Raw genomic sequence first — 14,920 nt, 5'->3', positions numbered from 1 at the left:
CCGGAAGCGGGCCGCCGGGAGCAGGACGGCCGGGAGCGGGCGGCCGCAAGCGGGACGTCGGAGCGGGACGTCGGGAGTGGGAAGTCGGCGGGTCCGACTTCCTGCTCCGGTGCGGGCGCACGGGGGCCCTGGGGACGGGCCGGGTGTGAGGAGTGGTTACCGTGGGGGGTGTGTACCGGTTCCTCCTCACCCCGCGCTGGCTGAGCGGCACCGCGCTGGCCGTGGCGGCCGTCGCGGTGTGCGTCTGGCTCGGCTCCTGGCAGCTCGGCCGGTTCGAGGACCGGGTCTCCTCGCATCAGGAGATCAGCCGGGCGGCGGCCGACGGCGGAGCGCCCAGGCCGCTCGGCGAACTGCTCGCCGCCGACCGCCCGCAGGTCACCACCGACACCGTCGGCCGTGCCGTGACGGTCACCGGCACCTTCGACGAGGAGCACCAACTGCTCGTCCCCAACCGGGTGTTGGACGGCAAGCAGGGCTACTACGTGCTCACTCCGCTGCGCACCGCCGACGGCCGGACCGCCGCCGTCGTCCGCGGCTGGGCCGCCGGGGCGCCCCCGGCCGGACCGGCCGCCACGGCCCCCGCCCCGGCCGGGGAAGTGACCGTGACCGGCCGTCTCCAGGCCGGCGAGAACAGCGGCAGCGGCGGCGCCGTGGCCGGCGGCCTCCCGGAGGGGCAGCTCGGCACGATCAACCGGGCCGCGCTCGTCAACAAGCTCGCACTCGACGGCTGGTACGACGGCTGGGTCTCCGCCGACTCCGCGGCGGACGGCCTCACCCCCGTGCCGACCGTGCAGCCGCAGGGCGGCGACGGCCTCTCGCTGCGCGCGTTCCAGAACCTCGGTTACACGCTGGAGTGGTTCGTCTTCGGCGGCTTCGTGGTGTTCATGTGGTTCCGCCTGCTGCGCCGCGAGGCGGAGGCGGAGCAGGACCGGGCCCTCGGACTGGACCCGGTCCTGGACTGACGCCGTACCGCCGACCTGCTGATCATGGGGTCAGCGGGTCAGCGGGTCATCGGGTGGGCTTGACCGGCGGAACGGCCGGCTTCGCCGGGACCGCCGGGGTGGACGGCACGGCGGCCGACGGCGCACCGGGCGACGGCGGGACCGTCGACGCCGGGTCGTCGCACCTACGACCGCTGTTGTTGCCGTTGCCGTTGCCGTTGCCGTTGCCGCTGCCGCTGCCGTTGTCGTCGTCCGAGTCGTAGTGGTCGGCGTGGTGCCGGGTCGTGCGGCCGCCCTTGGACCCCTTCGACCCCTTCGACCCGCTGGACCCTCCGGACCCTCCGGACCCCTTCGAGCCCGACTTGGCCAGCACCACCACGCCGCCGTCCTCCCCGGCCCCCGCCGCCACCGCGGTGCGGAACGCCGCCTTCACCACGGTGGAGGACGCCGTGGGCGAGGGCGCCCACGGCGTCGGCGAGGCGGAGGGCGAGGAGGACGGCGAGGACGGCGGCGGACAGGCCGCGGTGCTCCCGCCGCCACCCCCGTCGTCCTGACCCGAGCAGCCGGTGAGCGCCAGCACCCCGGCCACCCCCGCCGCCACGATCGTCAGCAGACGTCTCACCCCGTACCCCCCGCTCTCCCGCGTCCCCTACTTCTCCGTGTCCGCCTGATTCTCGCCGACCGCCGCACCGCCGAGGTGCCGGCGGACGAAGTCGATCTCCAGCCGCAGCTGCTTGATCCGCTCGTCCACCACCAGCGACCCGTGTCCGGCGTCGTAGCGGTACACCTCGTGCGTCTTGCCGAGCTGCTCCAGCCGCTCGACGTAGTTGTCGATCTGCTTGATCGGGCAGCGCGGGTCGTTCACCCCGGCGCTGATGTACACCGGCACCCGCACCCGCTCGACGTACGTCAGCGGCGAGGACGCCCTCCAGCGCTCGGGTACCTCCTCCGGCGTGCCGCCGAAGAGGGTGCGGTCGATCGACTTCAGCGCCTCCATCTCGTCCTCGTACGCCGTCAGGTAGTCCGCGACCGGCACGGCGGCGACGCCGAGGCTCCACAGCTCCGGCTGCGTCCCGAGCCCGAGGAGGGTGAGGTAGCCGCCCCAGGAGCCGCCGGACAGCACCAGCCGCTCCGGGTCGGCCAGCCCGCTCGTCACCGCCCACTCCCGGACGGCGGCGATGTCCTCCAGCTCGATCAGCCCGACCCGCTCGCGCAGCGCGTCCGTCCAGGCGCGGCCGTAGCCGGTGGAGCCGCGGTAGTTGACCCGGACGACCGCGAAGCCGTGGTCCAGCCAGGCGGCCGGTCCGGCGGCGAAGGAGTCGCTGTCGTGGTGGGTCGGGCCGCCGTGGACCTCGAACACGGTCGGGAACGGCCCGTCGCCCGCCCCGGCCGGCCGCTGGACCAGCGCGTGCACCCGCCCGCCGGGCCCCTCCACCCAGACGTCCTCGACCGGCACCGAGCCGGGCGGGACGGCGCCGGGCGCGCGCAGCACCACGGTGCCGGCGGTGGAGCGCACGGCGGAAGGCTCGGCGGCCGAGGACCAGAGGAACTCCACGGTGCCGTCCGGCCGCGGGGTGGCGCCGCCGACGGTGCCGCGCGGGGTGTCCAGGCGGGTGAGCACGCCCTCGTCCAGGGAGTACGAGAAGAGCTCGCTGCGCGCCTCGTACTCGTGCTCGATCAGCAGCGCGCGGGCGCCCGGCCGCCACTGGGCGGAGAGGTCGCCGGGCAGCTCGCGGCCCTGCTCGTCGCGGAGCGCCAGCGCCGTCTCGACGCCGGTCGCGACGTCCCAGATCACCGGCTCCCAGCGGCCGGTGCGCTGGTGGGCGACCAGCAGCCGGGTGTCGCCGTCGACCGGTGCGAAGCCCAGGCAGGCCACCCCGCGCGGCTCGTCGCGGCCGGTGACCTCGTCCAGCTCGGCCACGGTGGAGACGGCGGTGGCATCGGCGCCGTCGGCGGGCAGCCGCAGGACGCGGATGGCGCCATGCATGGCATCGCCGTGCTCGGTGTGGTCGATGGCCAGCAGGGTGCCGTCGTGGCTGAGGTCGCCGACGCCGCCGTACTCGGCGTGCCGGTAGATCTCCACGGCCTCGGCCGCTCCGGGGCGGCGCAGGTGCAGGGTGGTGCCGCCGTCGTCGGTGGAGCGGCCGACCACCACGGTGCCGTCCCGGCCCAGCGCGAGCCCCGCCTCGTAGGACGGGGCGAGGCCGGGGACGGCCTCCTCGTCGGGGCCCTCGGCGCCCTCGGGGCGGCCCGCGAAGGGCTGGCGGCGCCAGATGCCGAACTCGTCGCCGTCGTTGTCGTCGAACCACCAGATCCACTCGCCGTCGGGGGACAGCTCGGCGTCGGTGGTGCCGTTGGGGCGGTCGGTGACCCGCCGGTGGGTGTCGGTGGCGCGGTCCCAGGCGTAGACCTCGTAGGTGCCGCTGGCGTTGGACACGTACAGCGCCCGCTCGGGGGCGTCCTCCGCCCAGTCCGGCAGGGAGACCCGTGCCGCCCTGAACCGCTGCTCCCACGCCGGTACCGCGCTCTTCTCCTCGCTCATCCACCCATCCAACCCGATCGGGGGGAGGAAACGGAACGGGAGGGCGGAAGGGAAGCGGGCCGACCGTGGCGCGCTCCCCCTCCGACGCCGCCGCGCGGGCTCACCCCGTCCGGCGGGGCAGCAGCCGGACCAGGCCCGCCAGCAGCAGCTCCAGCGCCGCCAGCGCCGCCAGGCTGTGCCCGAACGCCTCGGCCGGGTCGTCGGCGGCGTAGTGGACGATGCCGATCAGCGCGACCCCGAGCGCACCGGCCACCTGCTGGACGGTGGACACCACGCCCGCCGCCGAGCCGGCCAGCCGCGGTTCGACGCCCGCCAGCACCACGGACGTCACCGGGGCCACCACCAGGCCCATGCCGAGCCCGTCCACGAACAGGCCGGGCGCCAGCCACCAGACGCTGCCGCCCGGGTCGCTCGTGTGCACCGCGAGGCCGAGCAGGCCCAGCCCCGCCGCCATCAGCAGGGCGCCGAGCGTGATCGTCCGCCGGCCCAGCCGGGCGAGGACGTGGTGCGCGGTGGTGGAGGTCACCAGGTAGCCGAGGCCGATCGCGGTGAAGACCAGGCCCGCGCCGAGCGCGTCCAGGCCGCGACCCGGCTGCAGGTAGAGGGCGAGCACCAGGAAGAACGACGCCTGGCCGAGCCAGAAGGCCAGCTGGGCGAGCATGCCCGCGGTGAAGGCGCGGTCGGCGAACAGCCGGGTGTCGACCAGCGGCGAGCGGCCCGCCCGGCTGCCGCGGTGCTGGTGGACGGCGAAGAGCGCCAGCAGCACCGCCGATCCGCCCAGGCAGAGCCGGCTCCACAGCGGCCATCCGGCCTCGGGGCCCTGGATCAGCGGCAGCACCAGCCCCGTCAGCGCGAGGGTGATCAGCACGACGCCCACCGGGTCCAGGCCCGGCCGGTGCGGGGCGCGCGACTCGGGCAGGCAGCGCCGCACCAGGGCCAGGGCAGCCAGGCCGACCGGCAGGTTGACCAGGAAGCAACTGCGCCAGTCCAGGCCGAACAGGTCGGCGCGGATCAGCAGCCCGCCGATCAGCTGCCCGAAGACCGCGCCCAACCCCATGGTCAGCCCGTACATCGAGAAGGCCCGGGCCTGCGCCGCGCCGCTGTACGCCGTCCGCAGGATCGCCAGCACCTGCGGGCCCATCAGCGCCGCGGCCAGCCCCTGGGCGATCCGGGCGCCGACCAGCGCGCCCGCCGTCGGGGCCAGTCCGCAGGCGGCCGAGGCCAGGGTGAACAGGGCCAGGCCCAGCCCGAACGTCCGCCGCCGGCCGTAGCGGTCGCCGAGCCGGCCGGCGGTGACCAGGCCAGCGGCGAGGGCGAGGGCGAAGCCGGCGACCACCCACTGGACGGCGGCCGGTCCGGCTCCCAGGCCGGTCTGGAGGGAGGGGATGGCGACGTTGACGACGAAGACGTCGAGGGCGGTCATGAAGGTCGCGGTCAGGAGCACCGGCAGCAGGCCGCGCGGGGCGGCGCCGGGGGAGGGGGCGGTGGCGCCCGGGCGGCTGATCAGGCTGGTGGACAACGCTTCAACTCCTGCGGGGCGTCGGGGCGGGGCGGGCGGTGGGGTCGCCCGCCCCGGTGGCCGGTCGGGGCGCGGTCGGCTCAGGCGCCGGGGACGCGGTCGAGGAAGCCGTACACCGAGGCGATGCGCCCCGCCGCGTCGGCGACCAGCACGTCGAAGCCGACGACCAGCGGCTCCTCGCCGGCCGGGCCGAGGTTCCACGTGAAACGGGCGATGTCGTGGTGGGCGTCGACCGGGCCGAGGGTGAAGACGAGCCCGGGGAACTGCGCCTGCGCGGCGCCGATCAGGGCGTCGACGCCCTCGCGGCCGGTGACGGCGGCCAGCGGGTCGGTGTAGCTGCCGTCCTCGGCCCAGGTCTCGTCGACCAGCTTCCGGCGGGCGGCCGGGTCGGTCTCGTTCCAGGCGGCGAGGTAGCGGGCGGCGAGCTGCTCGATGTCGGTCGGCCGGGTGGCGGTCATCGTCTTCTCCTTTGTCCGGTGGGGCGGTTGGCGGGCCGTTCCCGCTGTTCGAAAAGGTACGGACGGCGGGCGGCGGGCGAATCCGTCACGGATGGGTAGGGCGTACGTACGTCGCCGCCAGTAGGGTCGGGGCCAACGGGAGGGGGCCGCGGTGCTGTACGGGCGGGAACGGGAGCGGGCCGCCGTCGACGCGCTGCTCGACGGGGCGCGGGACGGCCGCAGCGGGGCGCTGGTGCTGCGCGGTGAGCCGGGGATCGGCAAGACGGCGGTGCTGGAGTACGCGGTGGCGGCGGCCGGGGACGGCATCCGGGTGATCAGGGCCACCGGGGTCGAGTACGAGGCCGAACTCCCCTTCGCGGGCCTGAGCCTGCTGCTGGCGCCCGGCCTCGACCGGCTGGAGGCCCTGCCCGCGCCGCAACGGCGCTCGCTGGAGGGCGCGTTCGGCCTCGGCGAGCCGGCCGGCGGCGCGAACCGGCTGCTCGCCGGGCTGGCCACCCTCGGGCTGCTCGCCGAACTCGCCGACGAGCAGCCGCTGCTGTGTGTCGTGGACGACGCCCAGTGGTGGGACCGGCCTTCGCTGGACGCGCTGCTGATCGCCGCCCGACGGCTCCAGGCGGAGGGCGTCGTGCTGCTGCTCGCCGCCCGCGACGACGGGGGCGAGGTGCTGCCGCTCGCCGGGCTGCCCGAGCTGCGGCTGACCGGCCTCGCCGACGCGGACGCCGCCCGGCTGCTCGCCGACCGTGCGGGCGGGGCGCCGGCCGAACCGGTCCGCCGGCGGCTGCTCGCCGAGGCGGCCGGGAACCCCCTGGCGCTGGTGGAACTGCCCTTGACCGTCGAGGACGTCGGATCGGGCGGGCTGGCGCTCACCAGCCGCCTGAGGATCGCCTTCCACGGTCAGGTCACCGGCCTGCCGCCGGACACCCAGACCCTGCTGCTGGTCGCCGCCGCCGAGGAGAACGGCGAACTGGACGTCGTCCTCGCGGCGGCCGCCGCCCTCGGGGCGGGCGCCGAGGCACTGGCGCCCGCCGAACGGGCCGGCCTGGTCACCGTCGGCGCCGACCGCCGGCTCGTCTTCCGGCACCCGCTGCTGCGCGCCGCCGTCCTCCAACGGGCACCGCTGCAACAGCGGTTGGCCATTCACCGGGCGCTCGGCGAGGCCCTGGAGGACGGCGACCGGCGCACCTGGCACCTCGCGCTCGCCGCGACCGCACCGGACGCCGACCTCGCCGACGCACTGGAGCGCACCGCCCGGCGGGCCGAGGCGCGCGGCGCCCACGGCGGCGCGGCCGCCGCGTACGAGCGTGCCGCCGGGCTCACCCCGGACCGCGACGGCGCCACCCGCCGTCTGGTGCTCGCCGCCGAAGCGGCCACCGAGGAAGGAAAGCTGGCGCAGGCGGAGGCGCTGGCGGACCGGGCCGGGGCGCGTACCGACAGCGTCTTCGCGCACGCCCTGCTGGACCAGGTCCGGGCGGTCGCCCACTTCTGGCGCGGCGCCTACCCGGCCGCGTACCGGCTGCTGCTGGACGCCGCCGCCACCGACATCGAGCCCGCGCACGCCGCCCGGATGCTGCTCCAGGCCTTTCACGCCGCCTGGTACGCCGGCGAGGAGCCGGTGGCCACCGTGCTCGACCGGCTGGCCGCCCTCCCGCTCGGTCCGGACGAACCGCTCGCCCCGCTGGCCCGGCACCTGCCGGCCGCCGTGCTGCCCGCGCTGGGGCGGTCGGCCGCTCCGCTGCCGGACGTGCGGGTCACGGTGGAGGCGGCGCGCAAGGCGGGGGCGGAGAGCCCGGTCGACCTCGTGCAGCTGTGTGGTGCGGCGCTCGTCCTCGGGCGGGACCACGAGACGCTGGAGCTGGCGGCGGAGCTGGTCGCGGAGGCGCGGGCCAAGGGGACGGTGGGGGTGCTGCCGACGCTCCAGTTCTTCCTCGCCGAGGCGGAGTTGTTCCATGGACGGCACCGCGACGCCGAGGTGACGGCGGCGGAGGGGCATGCGCTCGCCCGGGACACCGGGCAGCACCAGTGGACCAGCCAACTCGCGGCCCTGCTGGCCTGCTTGGCGGCGCTGAGCGGGTCGGACGAGCGGTGCGCGGAGCTGGCGGCGGAGGCGCTCGCCTCCGGCTCGTCCGCCCCCGCCGCCGGCGAGCCGTGGGCGCGGTGGGCGCTCGCGCTGCTGGACCTGGGGCGGGGACGGGTGGCGGCCGCCGCCGACCGGCTGCACACGCTCACCGCGGGGCCGTACCGGCACCACGTGGGCGCGACCCGGGCGGTGCCCGACCTCGTCGAGGCGGCCGTCCGGCTGGGTGAGCCGCAGCGGGCGGCGGAGGCGTACGAGCGCTTCGCGCGCTGGGCGGGCGCGGCGGGGACGCCGTGGGCGGAGGCGCTGCGGCTGCGCTGCCAGGCGCTGCTGGGGCCGGACGAACTGGCCGGGTCCGCGTACCTGGCGGCGCTGGAACGGCACGAGGGCACGCACCGCCCGTTCGAGCGGGCGCGGACGGCGCTGCTCTACGGGGAGTGGCTGAGGCGCGAGCGCCGGCGGACGGATGCCCGGCCCCACCTGAGCGCGGCGCTGGAGACCTTCGAGCGGCTGGGCGCGGGGCCGTGGGCGGACCGGGCGCGGGGGGAGCTGACCGCCACCGGCACCGCCGCGCCGACCGCTCCTGCGGGCGTGCTGACGGCGCTCACCCCGCAGGAACTGCAGATCGCCCGGCTGGCGGCCCAGGGACTCACCAACCGGGACATCGCGGCGCAGCTCTTCCTGAGCCCGAGGACGGTGGGCCACCACCTGTACAAGGCCTACCCGAAGCTGGGGATCGCCTCGCGCGCGGAGCTCGTGGCGCTGTTCTGAGCGGGCCGTCGTCCGCGGTCCTCCGGGCCCGCGCCCGGCGCGGGACGGTGACCGGCTAGCTTGTCGTCTCATGCGATCGGTTGACTGGGGCGAGGTGCGGGACCGGGTGACCGCCCTCCACGCGCGGCGGGGAGCGGGCGGCCGTCTTCCGGACGCGCTGAGCGAGGCACACGTGCGCGGGGCGGAGGAGCAGTTCGGAGTGACGTTCCCCGACGACTACCGCCAGTACCTGCTCCGGGTCAGCGCCGGCGGGGGCCGGCTGCGGACGCTGCGGTTCGACGGGTCGCGCTGGGACTGGGACGGTGCGCTTCCCCGTGACCACGCGAGGATGCATGTCGACTTCCCCGATCACGACGCCGCGGCCGCGGCGAGCGAAGCGGTCTGGGAGCGCCTGCCGCAGCCGGAGAGCTACGCCTCGGACGCCGCCTACCAGGCCGATCTCCTCGTGTGGCGGGCGGCTGCGGATGCGTCCGAGGAGGACCGGGTCACCGGGGTCATCGGCCTCACCGACGACGGCTGCAACTTCCGGACGCTCCTGGTGGTCAGCGGTCCGATGCGCGGGGCCATGTGGTTCGACGAACGCTCGACGACCGAATGCCTCAGCCCGCTCCTGAACGCCGACGGCGGGGCCGTCACCTTCGCGGAGTGGTACCTGGACTGGCTCGCCCGCGAGGAGGCGCTCACCCGCGAACAGTACGCCGCCACCCGCGCGAACTGGGACGCGAGCGCCCGTCGGCCCACCTGGTTCCGCTGGGACGCCTCCTAGCACCGGCACCGGGCCGCCACCGGCCGCCGGGCCGTCGCCCGTTCCCGGGACGGTCCCTGCCGCCCCGGGGTGTGCTGCTTTCGGTTCGGGCTATTCGGCGGGGGTGCCGCGGAGGAGGAAGGGGAGGTGGATGCCGCGGGTGAGGGCGGTGAGGGCGTGGGTGGTGCGGCGGTGCTGGTCGGGGGTCATGGCGCCGGGGAGTTGGTGGGGGTGGAGCCAGTGGACGGCGGTGATGGTGGCGGGGGGTCGGTGGCGGGCGACGATGTCTTCCTGGGTGGGGGTGAGGTGGCCGCCCCAGTAGACGAAGTTGATGCCTTCGGGGAGGCGTTGGGCGGGGACGTAGTCGGTGGCGAGGATGTGGCGCAGGGGGAGGGCGAGGCCGGTTTCGGTTTCGGTGTGGCGGCGGGCGGCGTGGTGGGGGAGTTCGTTGGCTTCGGCGCTGCCGCCGGGGAGTTGGAGGCCGGTTTTGTAGGCGGTTGCGACGAGGAGGATCGCGCCGTCGTGGTTGAGGACGAGGGCCTGGTGGCCGAGGCGTCGGCGGGGTGGGTGGGTGAGGAGGGTGGGGAGGGTGTGCGGCATGCGGGGGTGCTCCTGTTCGGGCGAGAGCCAGGGGAGGCAGGCGGGCAGTCCGGCGGAGATGCCGGCGGTGAGGATCAGCCCGGCTATGAGGAGTTGCGGTGCGAGTGGCCCGTGGTGGATGGGCCAGCAGGCGGTGGTGGCGGTGAGGGTGGAGAGGGTGGCGACGCCGAGGACGGCGGCGAGCAGCCTCATGCCACGTCGGCGGTGCGCGGCCGGCTGGGGTGCTGGACGGTGATGAAGCGGGGCGAGGCCAGGGCCTGGACGTGTTCGGGCTTGGTGGTCCACTCGCAGCCGCCGGCGAGGGGCCGGAGGTAGGCGAGCCCGGCGAGGGTGTCCATGTAGACGGCCTCGACGGGATCGCCGGTGAAGTCCCGGTGTCCGAGGTCCCGGACGACCTCGCCGACGTGGGGCTGGTAGGTGGGGGTCGAGTTCTTTCGCGACATTACGGTCGCTCCCTTCCGTAGTCGGTTCACTACCCGGGGCGACTCACTGTGGCGTACAGTCGGAGCGGTCTTCAACGTGTCAGGCGTGCTCGAAGAGTTAGGGCGCTGGTTCGTGAACAAGGTCGAGCTGGACCCGGACTCATCTCCCGCAGCGGCGTTCGGCGCTTTTCTTCGCACGTCACGCGAGGCCCGGGGATGGACCCAGGACGAAGTGGCGGGGGCGACGGGCTATTCGGCAACGCACATCTCGGCGGTGGAAACTGGTCGGCGTCCGCCAACTGCGCGCCTAGCATTGAAACTTGACCTTGCCTTTGGAGCAGATGGCGTGTTCAAGCGGCGGGCCGGCGACGTGAAGTACTCGGCGTTGCTGGAGGGATTTCCGGAGTACGTGACCCACGAGCGGCGTGCGGTCGAACTTCGGCTCTTCGATCTCGGCATCGTGCCGGGACTGCTCCAGACCAAGGACTACGCAGCGGCCATCGCCGCCGGGGCGGTTCGCCGGGGGAACATCACGCCGGAGCAGGCCGACGAGCGAGTAAAGGTCCTGGCCCGTCGGCAGGCCCATCTGCGCCGTGAACCCTTGCCGCCGCTGGTCCACGTGGTGATGGACGAGAGCTGCATCCGCCGGCCGGTCGGAGGCCCGGCGGTCATGGATGCGCAGTTGGAGCACCTGGTGGCCTTCGCCGAGCTGCCGAACACGGTGCTCCAAGTCGCCCCGTACGCCATAGGCGAGGACCGCTCGTTCGACCTGCCGGTGAACGTGCTGACGCTTCCCAACCGCACTCTGATGTCCTACGCGGAATCTGCACAACAGGGGCATCTGGAGCGGGACAGCGACGCGGTGCTGCCGGTGCTGACGGCCTACTATCAGCTCCAGGCCCTTGCGCTCTCCCAGGCTGAATCCGTGGCCTTGATCCGCCAGTTAAGGAAGGAACTCCCGTGACCGCCGATCCTCAGTGGTTCAGGTCCTCGTACAGCAGCAACGGCGGCAATTGCGTCGAGGTCGCACGGAATCTCCTCGCCGAGGGTGTCGTGCCCGTCCGCGACTCCAAGGACCCCCAGGGTGCGGTGCTGGTCTTCCCGTCCTCCGAGTTCGCCGCGTTCGTCGCTGCTGTCCAGGCCGGCGAGTTCGGCACCATCTGAGCCCATCTTGCGCCGATGGGCCTCGACTGGGCAGTCGGTCGAGGCCCACCGGCGTCCCCCGCCGGAATTGCTGTCCTCTGCCAGTTAAGGAAGGAACTCCCGTGACCGCCGATCCTCAGTGGTTCAAGTCCTCGTACAGCAGCAACGGCGGCGACTGCGTCGAGGTCGCACGGAATCTCCTCGCCGAGGGTGTCGTGCCCGTCCGCGACTCCAAGGACCCCCAGGGTGCTGTGCTGGTCTTCCCGTCCTCCGAGTTCGGCGCGTTCGTCGCTGCTGTCCAGGCTGGCGAGTTCGGCACCATCTGAGCCCATCTTGCACCCCCGCCGGCCGACCGACCGGCGGCGGCCTCACCGTGCGGTCGGGCCGGGTGGGCGGAGCTGGAGTAGGAAGTCGGATCGGTCGACTTCCTGCTCCAGCGGCGTCAGCGGACGGCCGGGGTCGCCGGCGGATCCGGACGACGATCGGGTGGGGTTCGGCGAGGGGGAGAGGGCCTCACGGGGGTCGAGGCCCTGTCCGGGTCCGGGTCCGGGGCCGGCGGAGCGGCACCGCTGGACGGTCATTCGGCCGCTGCGGCCCCGGTCTCGGTCCCGGCTCCGGCGGCGATGGCGTCCAGGCGGGCGTACTGCTCGCCGGTCAGCTCGACGGCCAGTGCGCCGAGGTTCTCGACCAGGTGCTCCTCGGACGTGGTGCCCGGGATCGCCAGGATGTTGGGCGAGCGGTGCAGCAGCCAGGCGAGCGCGGTCTGCGCCGGGCTGGCGCCGATCTCGCGGGCGACCTCGGTGACCGGGCTGTCCTCGCCCGCGTGGCCGCCGATGGCGATCGGGAAGAACGGCATGAAGGCGATGCCGCGCTCGGCGGTGAAGTCGACCACCTCGTCGTGCCGACGGGTGGCCAGGTTGTACCAGTTCTGCACGGTGGCGATCGGAGCGATCTCCAGCGCCTGCTCCAACTCCCCGACGGTGACCTCGGAGAGGCCGATGTGCCGGACCTTGCCCTCGTCCTGCAACTGCTTCAGCGCGCCGATCTGGTCGGCCAGCGGCACCCCGGGGTCGATGCGGTGCAGCTGGAGCAGGTCGATCCGCCCGACCCGCAGCCGGCGCAGGCTCAGTTCGGCCTGCTGGCGGAGGTAGGCGGGGTGGCCGACCGGGACCCACTCGGACGGGCTCGGGCGGGTCATGCCCACCTTGGTGGCGACCACGACGTCCGGGGCGTACGGGTGCAGCGCCTCGGCGATCAGCTCCTCGCTGCCGCCGAGGGCGTAGGAGTCGGCGGTGTCGATGAGCTGGACGCCGTTCTCCACGGCGGCGCGCAGCAGGCTCAGCGCGGCGGAGCGCGGGGTGGGCGGGTGCCAGACCACGGCCTCGGCGGGCTTGACGTCCGGGGTGTCGGCGAGGCGCATGGTGCCGAGGCCGATCCGTCGGACCGTCAGGTCGCCGCCTAAGGCGAAGGTCTGACGCCCGATCTGGCGAATGATCTCGGTTCTCGTTCTGCTGGTCACGGTACGATCTCCCATTCGTGTGAGATTCAAGCGGAGGCGCGGGGTGGTGGCGGATGCGGATCGGTGAGCTGGCGGCCCTGACCGGGGTCAGCGTCCGCCTGCTGCGGTACTACGAGGAGCAGGGCCTGCTGGTGGCCCACCGTCCGGAGGGCGGGCACCGCCGGTACGGCGAGGACGCGCCGGCCGTGGTCCGCCACATCCGGGCTCTGCTCGGGGCGGGGCTCTCCACCAGCGCCATCCGGGACGTGCTGCCCTGCGTGGGCGGCGACGGCTCGGTGGCTCCCTGCATGCTGGAGGTTCTGGAGCAGCGGCTCGACCTGCTCGACCAGCGGTTGCTGACGCTCGGGGCGAGCCGGGCCGCGCTGGCGGGGATCGTCGCGGCGGCCCGCCGGGAGGCCGGGGCGGCCGGGCCGGACGAGCCGGTGCCGGCCTGAGGCGGCGGCCCGACCGGGAGGCGTGGGCGGATCCGCGGGGCGGTGGGGCGAGCGTCATGCGCGGGTTTCGGCCCTCGCGGGAATGCCTCCCGCCGCGGCGTCGGCCGCGCGGAGGGGGTGGGGAAGATCGGCGGTCCGGTCCGGTCCGCAGCCGGTCGGCCGGGGCTCTACCGGGCCGGTGTCCGGGCGCCGGGGCCCGGGCCCGGGGCGGACGGCGGAGGACGTGGTGCAGCCGCCGGACCGCCCCCGGGCGTCGGGCGTCCGGGGGCGGTGGCCGAGGGAGCTCCGGCCGGCCGGACGAGGCGGAGGACCGCTCGTCCGGAACGGCCGGGAGGCTGCGCGCACGCGTGCGCCGGCCTGGGGAGCATCGACCGGGGCGGGGATCTCTCTCAAGGCGAACGGACGTCCTCGGGGAGTCGTCGGGCTGTTGTCAGGCGGAGTTCCGGAGGCGTTCCCGGGCGATCTCCGCCGCGCGTCCGGGCAGGCCGTGTCCGGACAGGTCTCGGTCGCGCAGGCCATGGTCGCGCAGGCCATCGTCGCGCAGGCCGAGTCCGGGCAGCTCGCGGCCGAGGGAGTACGCGGCCGCCACCAGCGTCATGTGGTGGTGCCAGCCGGTGAAGGAGCGGCCGGAGAAGTCCAGCAGGCCGAAGTCCGATCCGAGCCGGTCCACGGTGCGCCGGGTGGCCGCGCCCGCGTCCAGCAGTGCGAGCACGGCCGGGGCGTCCTCGGCCAGGTTGGTGAGCCAGTACCGCCGAGGACCCCCGGAGCCGCCGCCGTGCGCCCAGAGCCGGTTCACCGGCGCGCCGTGCGGCCCGGTCACGCCGGTGGTGCCGGTCGAGCCGGCGGTGCCGGTCGTGGTGGGCGGGGCGGGCAGCAGGACGGGTGTGCCGCGCAGGACGGGCTGCGGGGCGCCGGGCGTCCGCGGCCGGCGGTGCGGGAAGAACTCCTCGGCCGTCAGGGTGCCGGGCCGGCCGCGCCCGGGGCCGCCGGTGGTCATCTGCAGCACCGGCCGGAAGACCTGGCCGGCGCGGACCTCCAGCAGGTACGGGACGTTGCGCCGGGCGAGCGCGCCGGCCAGCCGCAGCGGCTCGTCCGCCACGCCGAGATCGGCGACCAGTGGTGCGACCGGGAGGAGGCCGGCGAGCCGGTCGACCATCCCGAGCAGCAGCTCGCCGGGCGACTGCGGTGCGAGGCCGTCGGGGATCCGGACCCGGGCGCGCCGTTGCGGGTCGTCCGTCCAGTGCGGGTCGAGCACCAGCGACCAGTCCACCGGCACGGCATCCCGGTCGGTGGCGACGAACAGGCCCGGCGCGGCCTGGCACTTGACGGTGCGTCCGGTCTCCAGGTCGAACCGTCGGTGCACGCCCACCACCTGGTCGCCGCGCTTGGGGATGACCGCGAGGGTGGCCGTCCACGCGCGGACCGGCCGCTCGCCGGCGGCGAGGCGGGCCAGCACCCGGCGGGCCGGGCGCCAGTCCCAGGGGCTGCCGTTGATGAACTGCTGGAGCGAGAGCGAGGCGGTGGTCGCCGTCGGCCCGGCCGCCAGGCTCGCGGCCATGTTCGACAGCGACTTGCGGCCGGGGGCCGTGAGCAGTCCGTGCAGGTAGGCGCGGGCCCAGCGGCGCTGGTCCACCCGGGTCAGGTGGGCGAAGACCTGCTCGGCGAACCGGGAGAGCGTCGCTTCGCCGGCCGGTGGCAGGGTGTGCGCGTCCATCTGAGCTCCCCGAGGTGTGTGGTGCCATGAGATGCCGT

Annotated in this window: 15 protein-coding genes; 7 read left to right on the top strand and 8 right to left on the bottom strand. The window is 75.0% G+C overall.

Going from position 1 to position 14,920, the window contains the following annotated elements; genetic code table 11:
• Window positions 1-170 precede the first annotated feature (170 nt).
• A complete protein-coding gene (locus tag ACF1AK_RS06400) occupies window positions 171-962 on the top strand; it encodes an SURF1 family protein (RefSeq protein ID WP_391497614.1) in 792 nt (263 codons plus the stop codon).
• Window positions 963-1,008: 46 nt separating this feature from the next.
• On the opposite strand, the gene ACF1AK_RS06395 is transcribed toward ACF1AK_RS06400, so the two are convergent.
• From ACF1AK_RS06395 to ACF1AK_RS06380, 4 genes are all read right to left on the bottom strand, one after another.
• Window positions 1,009-1,563: a hypothetical protein gene (locus ACF1AK_RS06395; RefSeq protein WP_391497613.1), complete on the bottom strand. Its 555-nt coding sequence runs from the start codon at window positions 1,561-1,563 to the stop codon at window positions 1,009-1,011.
• 27 nt (window positions 1,564-1,590) lie between these two features.
• Window positions 1,591-3,483 (bottom strand): prolyl oligopeptidase family serine peptidase, encoded by a 1,893-nt coding sequence (locus tag ACF1AK_RS06390; protein ID WP_391497612.1) that lies wholly within the window; start codon window positions 3,481-3,483, stop codon window positions 1,591-1,593.
• Window positions 3,484-3,583: 100 nt separating this feature from the next.
• Window positions 3,584-5,002, bottom strand: coding sequence for an MFS transporter (locus ACF1AK_RS06385; RefSeq protein WP_391497611.1), 1,419 nt, complete (start codon window positions 5,000-5,002; stop codon window positions 3,584-3,586).
• An 80-nt stretch (window positions 5,003-5,082) separates the two neighbouring features.
• Window positions 5,083-5,460 (bottom strand): nuclear transport factor 2 family protein, encoded by a 378-nt coding sequence (locus tag ACF1AK_RS06380; RefSeq protein ID WP_391497610.1) that lies wholly within the window; start codon window positions 5,458-5,460, stop codon window positions 5,083-5,085.
• 151 nt (window positions 5,461-5,611) lie between these two features.
• Between ACF1AK_RS06380 and ACF1AK_RS06375 the strand changes: the two genes are divergently transcribed.
• The gene (locus ACF1AK_RS06375) at window positions 5,612-8,305 is read left to right on the top strand and encodes an AAA family ATPase (RefSeq protein ID WP_391497609.1); all 2,694 of its coding nucleotides are present in this window, start codon (window positions 5,612-5,614) and stop codon (window positions 8,303-8,305) included.
• Between the two features lie 70 nt (window positions 8,306-8,375).
• The gene (locus ACF1AK_RS06370) at window positions 8,376-9,071 is read left to right on the top strand and encodes a hypothetical protein (RefSeq protein ID WP_391497608.1); all 696 of its coding nucleotides are present in this window, start codon (window positions 8,376-8,378) and stop codon (window positions 9,069-9,071) included.
• A 90-nt stretch (window positions 9,072-9,161) separates the two neighbouring features.
• On the opposite strand, the gene ACF1AK_RS06365 is transcribed toward ACF1AK_RS06370, so the two are convergent.
• Both ACF1AK_RS06365 and ACF1AK_RS06360 read right to left on the bottom strand, forming a co-directional pair.
• Window positions 9,162-9,842: an NUDIX domain-containing protein gene (locus ACF1AK_RS06365; RefSeq protein WP_391497607.1), complete on the bottom strand. Its 681-nt coding sequence runs from the start codon at window positions 9,840-9,842 to the stop codon at window positions 9,162-9,164.
• Entirely contained in the window at window positions 9,839-10,093 is a 255-nt protein-coding gene (locus tag ACF1AK_RS06360; protein ID WP_391497606.1) for a hypothetical protein, read from the bottom strand. The genes ACF1AK_RS06365 and ACF1AK_RS06360 overlap by 4 nt, the downstream gene beginning before the upstream one ends.
• A 112-nt stretch (window positions 10,094-10,205) precedes the next feature.
• Here ACF1AK_RS06360 and ACF1AK_RS06355 point away from each other — a divergent pair, with 112 nt between their 5' ends.
• The 3 genes from ACF1AK_RS06355 to ACF1AK_RS06345 all read left to right on the top strand — a co-directional run bounded on the left by ACF1AK_RS06355 (window position 10,206) and on the right by ACF1AK_RS06345 (window position 11,541).
• Entirely contained in the window at window positions 10,206-11,036 is an 831-nt protein-coding gene (locus tag ACF1AK_RS06355) for a Scr1 family TA system antitoxin-like transcriptional regulator (protein ID WP_391498033.1), read from the top strand.
• Complete coding sequence (locus tag ACF1AK_RS06350; RefSeq protein ID WP_391497605.1) at window positions 11,033-11,236, top strand: DUF397 domain-containing protein; 204 nt, start codon at window positions 11,033-11,035, stop codon at window positions 11,234-11,236. Before ACF1AK_RS06355 ends, ACF1AK_RS06350 begins: the two co-directional genes overlap by 4 nt.
• Before the next feature lie 101 nt (window positions 11,237-11,337).
• On the top strand, window positions 11,338-11,541 hold the full coding sequence (locus ACF1AK_RS06345; protein WP_391497604.1) for a DUF397 domain-containing protein: 204 nt from the start codon (window positions 11,338-11,340) through the stop codon (window positions 11,539-11,541).
• A 251-nt stretch (window positions 11,542-11,792) separates the two neighbouring features.
• Here the strand turns inward: ACF1AK_RS06345 and ACF1AK_RS06340 are convergent, their stop codons facing one another.
• Complete coding sequence (locus ACF1AK_RS06340; protein ID WP_391497603.1) at window positions 11,793-12,734, bottom strand: aldo/keto reductase; 942 nt, start codon at window positions 12,732-12,734, stop codon at window positions 11,793-11,795.
• A gap of 53 nt (window positions 12,735-12,787) precedes the next feature.
• On the opposite strand from ACF1AK_RS06340, the gene ACF1AK_RS06335 reads away from it, so the two are divergent.
• Window positions 12,788-13,168, top strand: a complete 381-nt coding sequence (locus tag ACF1AK_RS06335; RefSeq protein WP_391497602.1) for a MerR family transcriptional regulator — start codon at window positions 12,788-12,790, stop codon at window positions 13,166-13,168.
• A 430-nt stretch (window positions 13,169-13,598) separates the two neighbouring features.
• Here ACF1AK_RS06335 and ACF1AK_RS06330 read toward each other — a convergent pair whose 3' ends face one another.
• Window positions 13,599-14,882, bottom strand: coding sequence for a transposase (locus ACF1AK_RS06330; RefSeq protein WP_391497601.1), 1,284 nt, complete (start codon window positions 14,880-14,882; stop codon window positions 13,599-13,601).
• Between the last annotated feature and the right edge of the window lie 38 nt (window positions 14,883-14,920).

The sequence above is a fragment of the Kitasatospora sp. NPDC015120 genome, assembly GCF_043080305.1.
Taxonomy (GTDB): Bacteria; Actinomycetota; Actinomycetes; order Streptomycetales; family Streptomycetaceae; genus Kitasatospora.
Note: the sequence above shows the minus strand (reverse complement) of the source record. Positions and strands in the feature narration are given on the sequence as shown.

Bases quoted from the DNA above. Each gene is read 5' to 3' on its own strand.
- ACF1AK_RS06390 (WP_391497612.1), bottom strand. From the start codon at position 3,483: ATGAGCGAGGAGAAGAGCGCGGTACCGGCGTGGGAGCAGCGGTTCAGG.
- ACF1AK_RS06330 (WP_391497601.1), bottom strand. From the start codon at position 14,882: ATGGACGCGCACACCCTGCCACCGGCCGGCGAAGCGACGCTCTCCCGG.
- ACF1AK_RS06370 (WP_391497608.1), top strand. From the start codon at position 8,376: ATGCGATCGGTTGACTGGGGCGAGGTGCGGGACCGGGTGACCGCCCTC.
- ACF1AK_RS06380 (WP_391497610.1), bottom strand. From the start codon at position 5,460: ATGACCGCCACCCGGCCGACCGACATCGAGCAGCTCGCCGCCCGCTAC.
- ACF1AK_RS06360 (WP_391497606.1), bottom strand. From the start codon at position 10,093: ATGTCGCGAAAGAACTCGACCCCCACCTACCAGCCCCACGTCGGCGAG.
- ACF1AK_RS06365 (WP_391497607.1), bottom strand. From the start codon at position 9,842: ATGAGGCTGCTCGCCGCCGTCCTCGGCGTCGCCACCCTCTCCACCCTC.
- ACF1AK_RS06335 (WP_391497602.1), top strand. From the start codon at position 12,788: ATGCGGATCGGTGAGCTGGCGGCCCTGACCGGGGTCAGCGTCCGCCTG.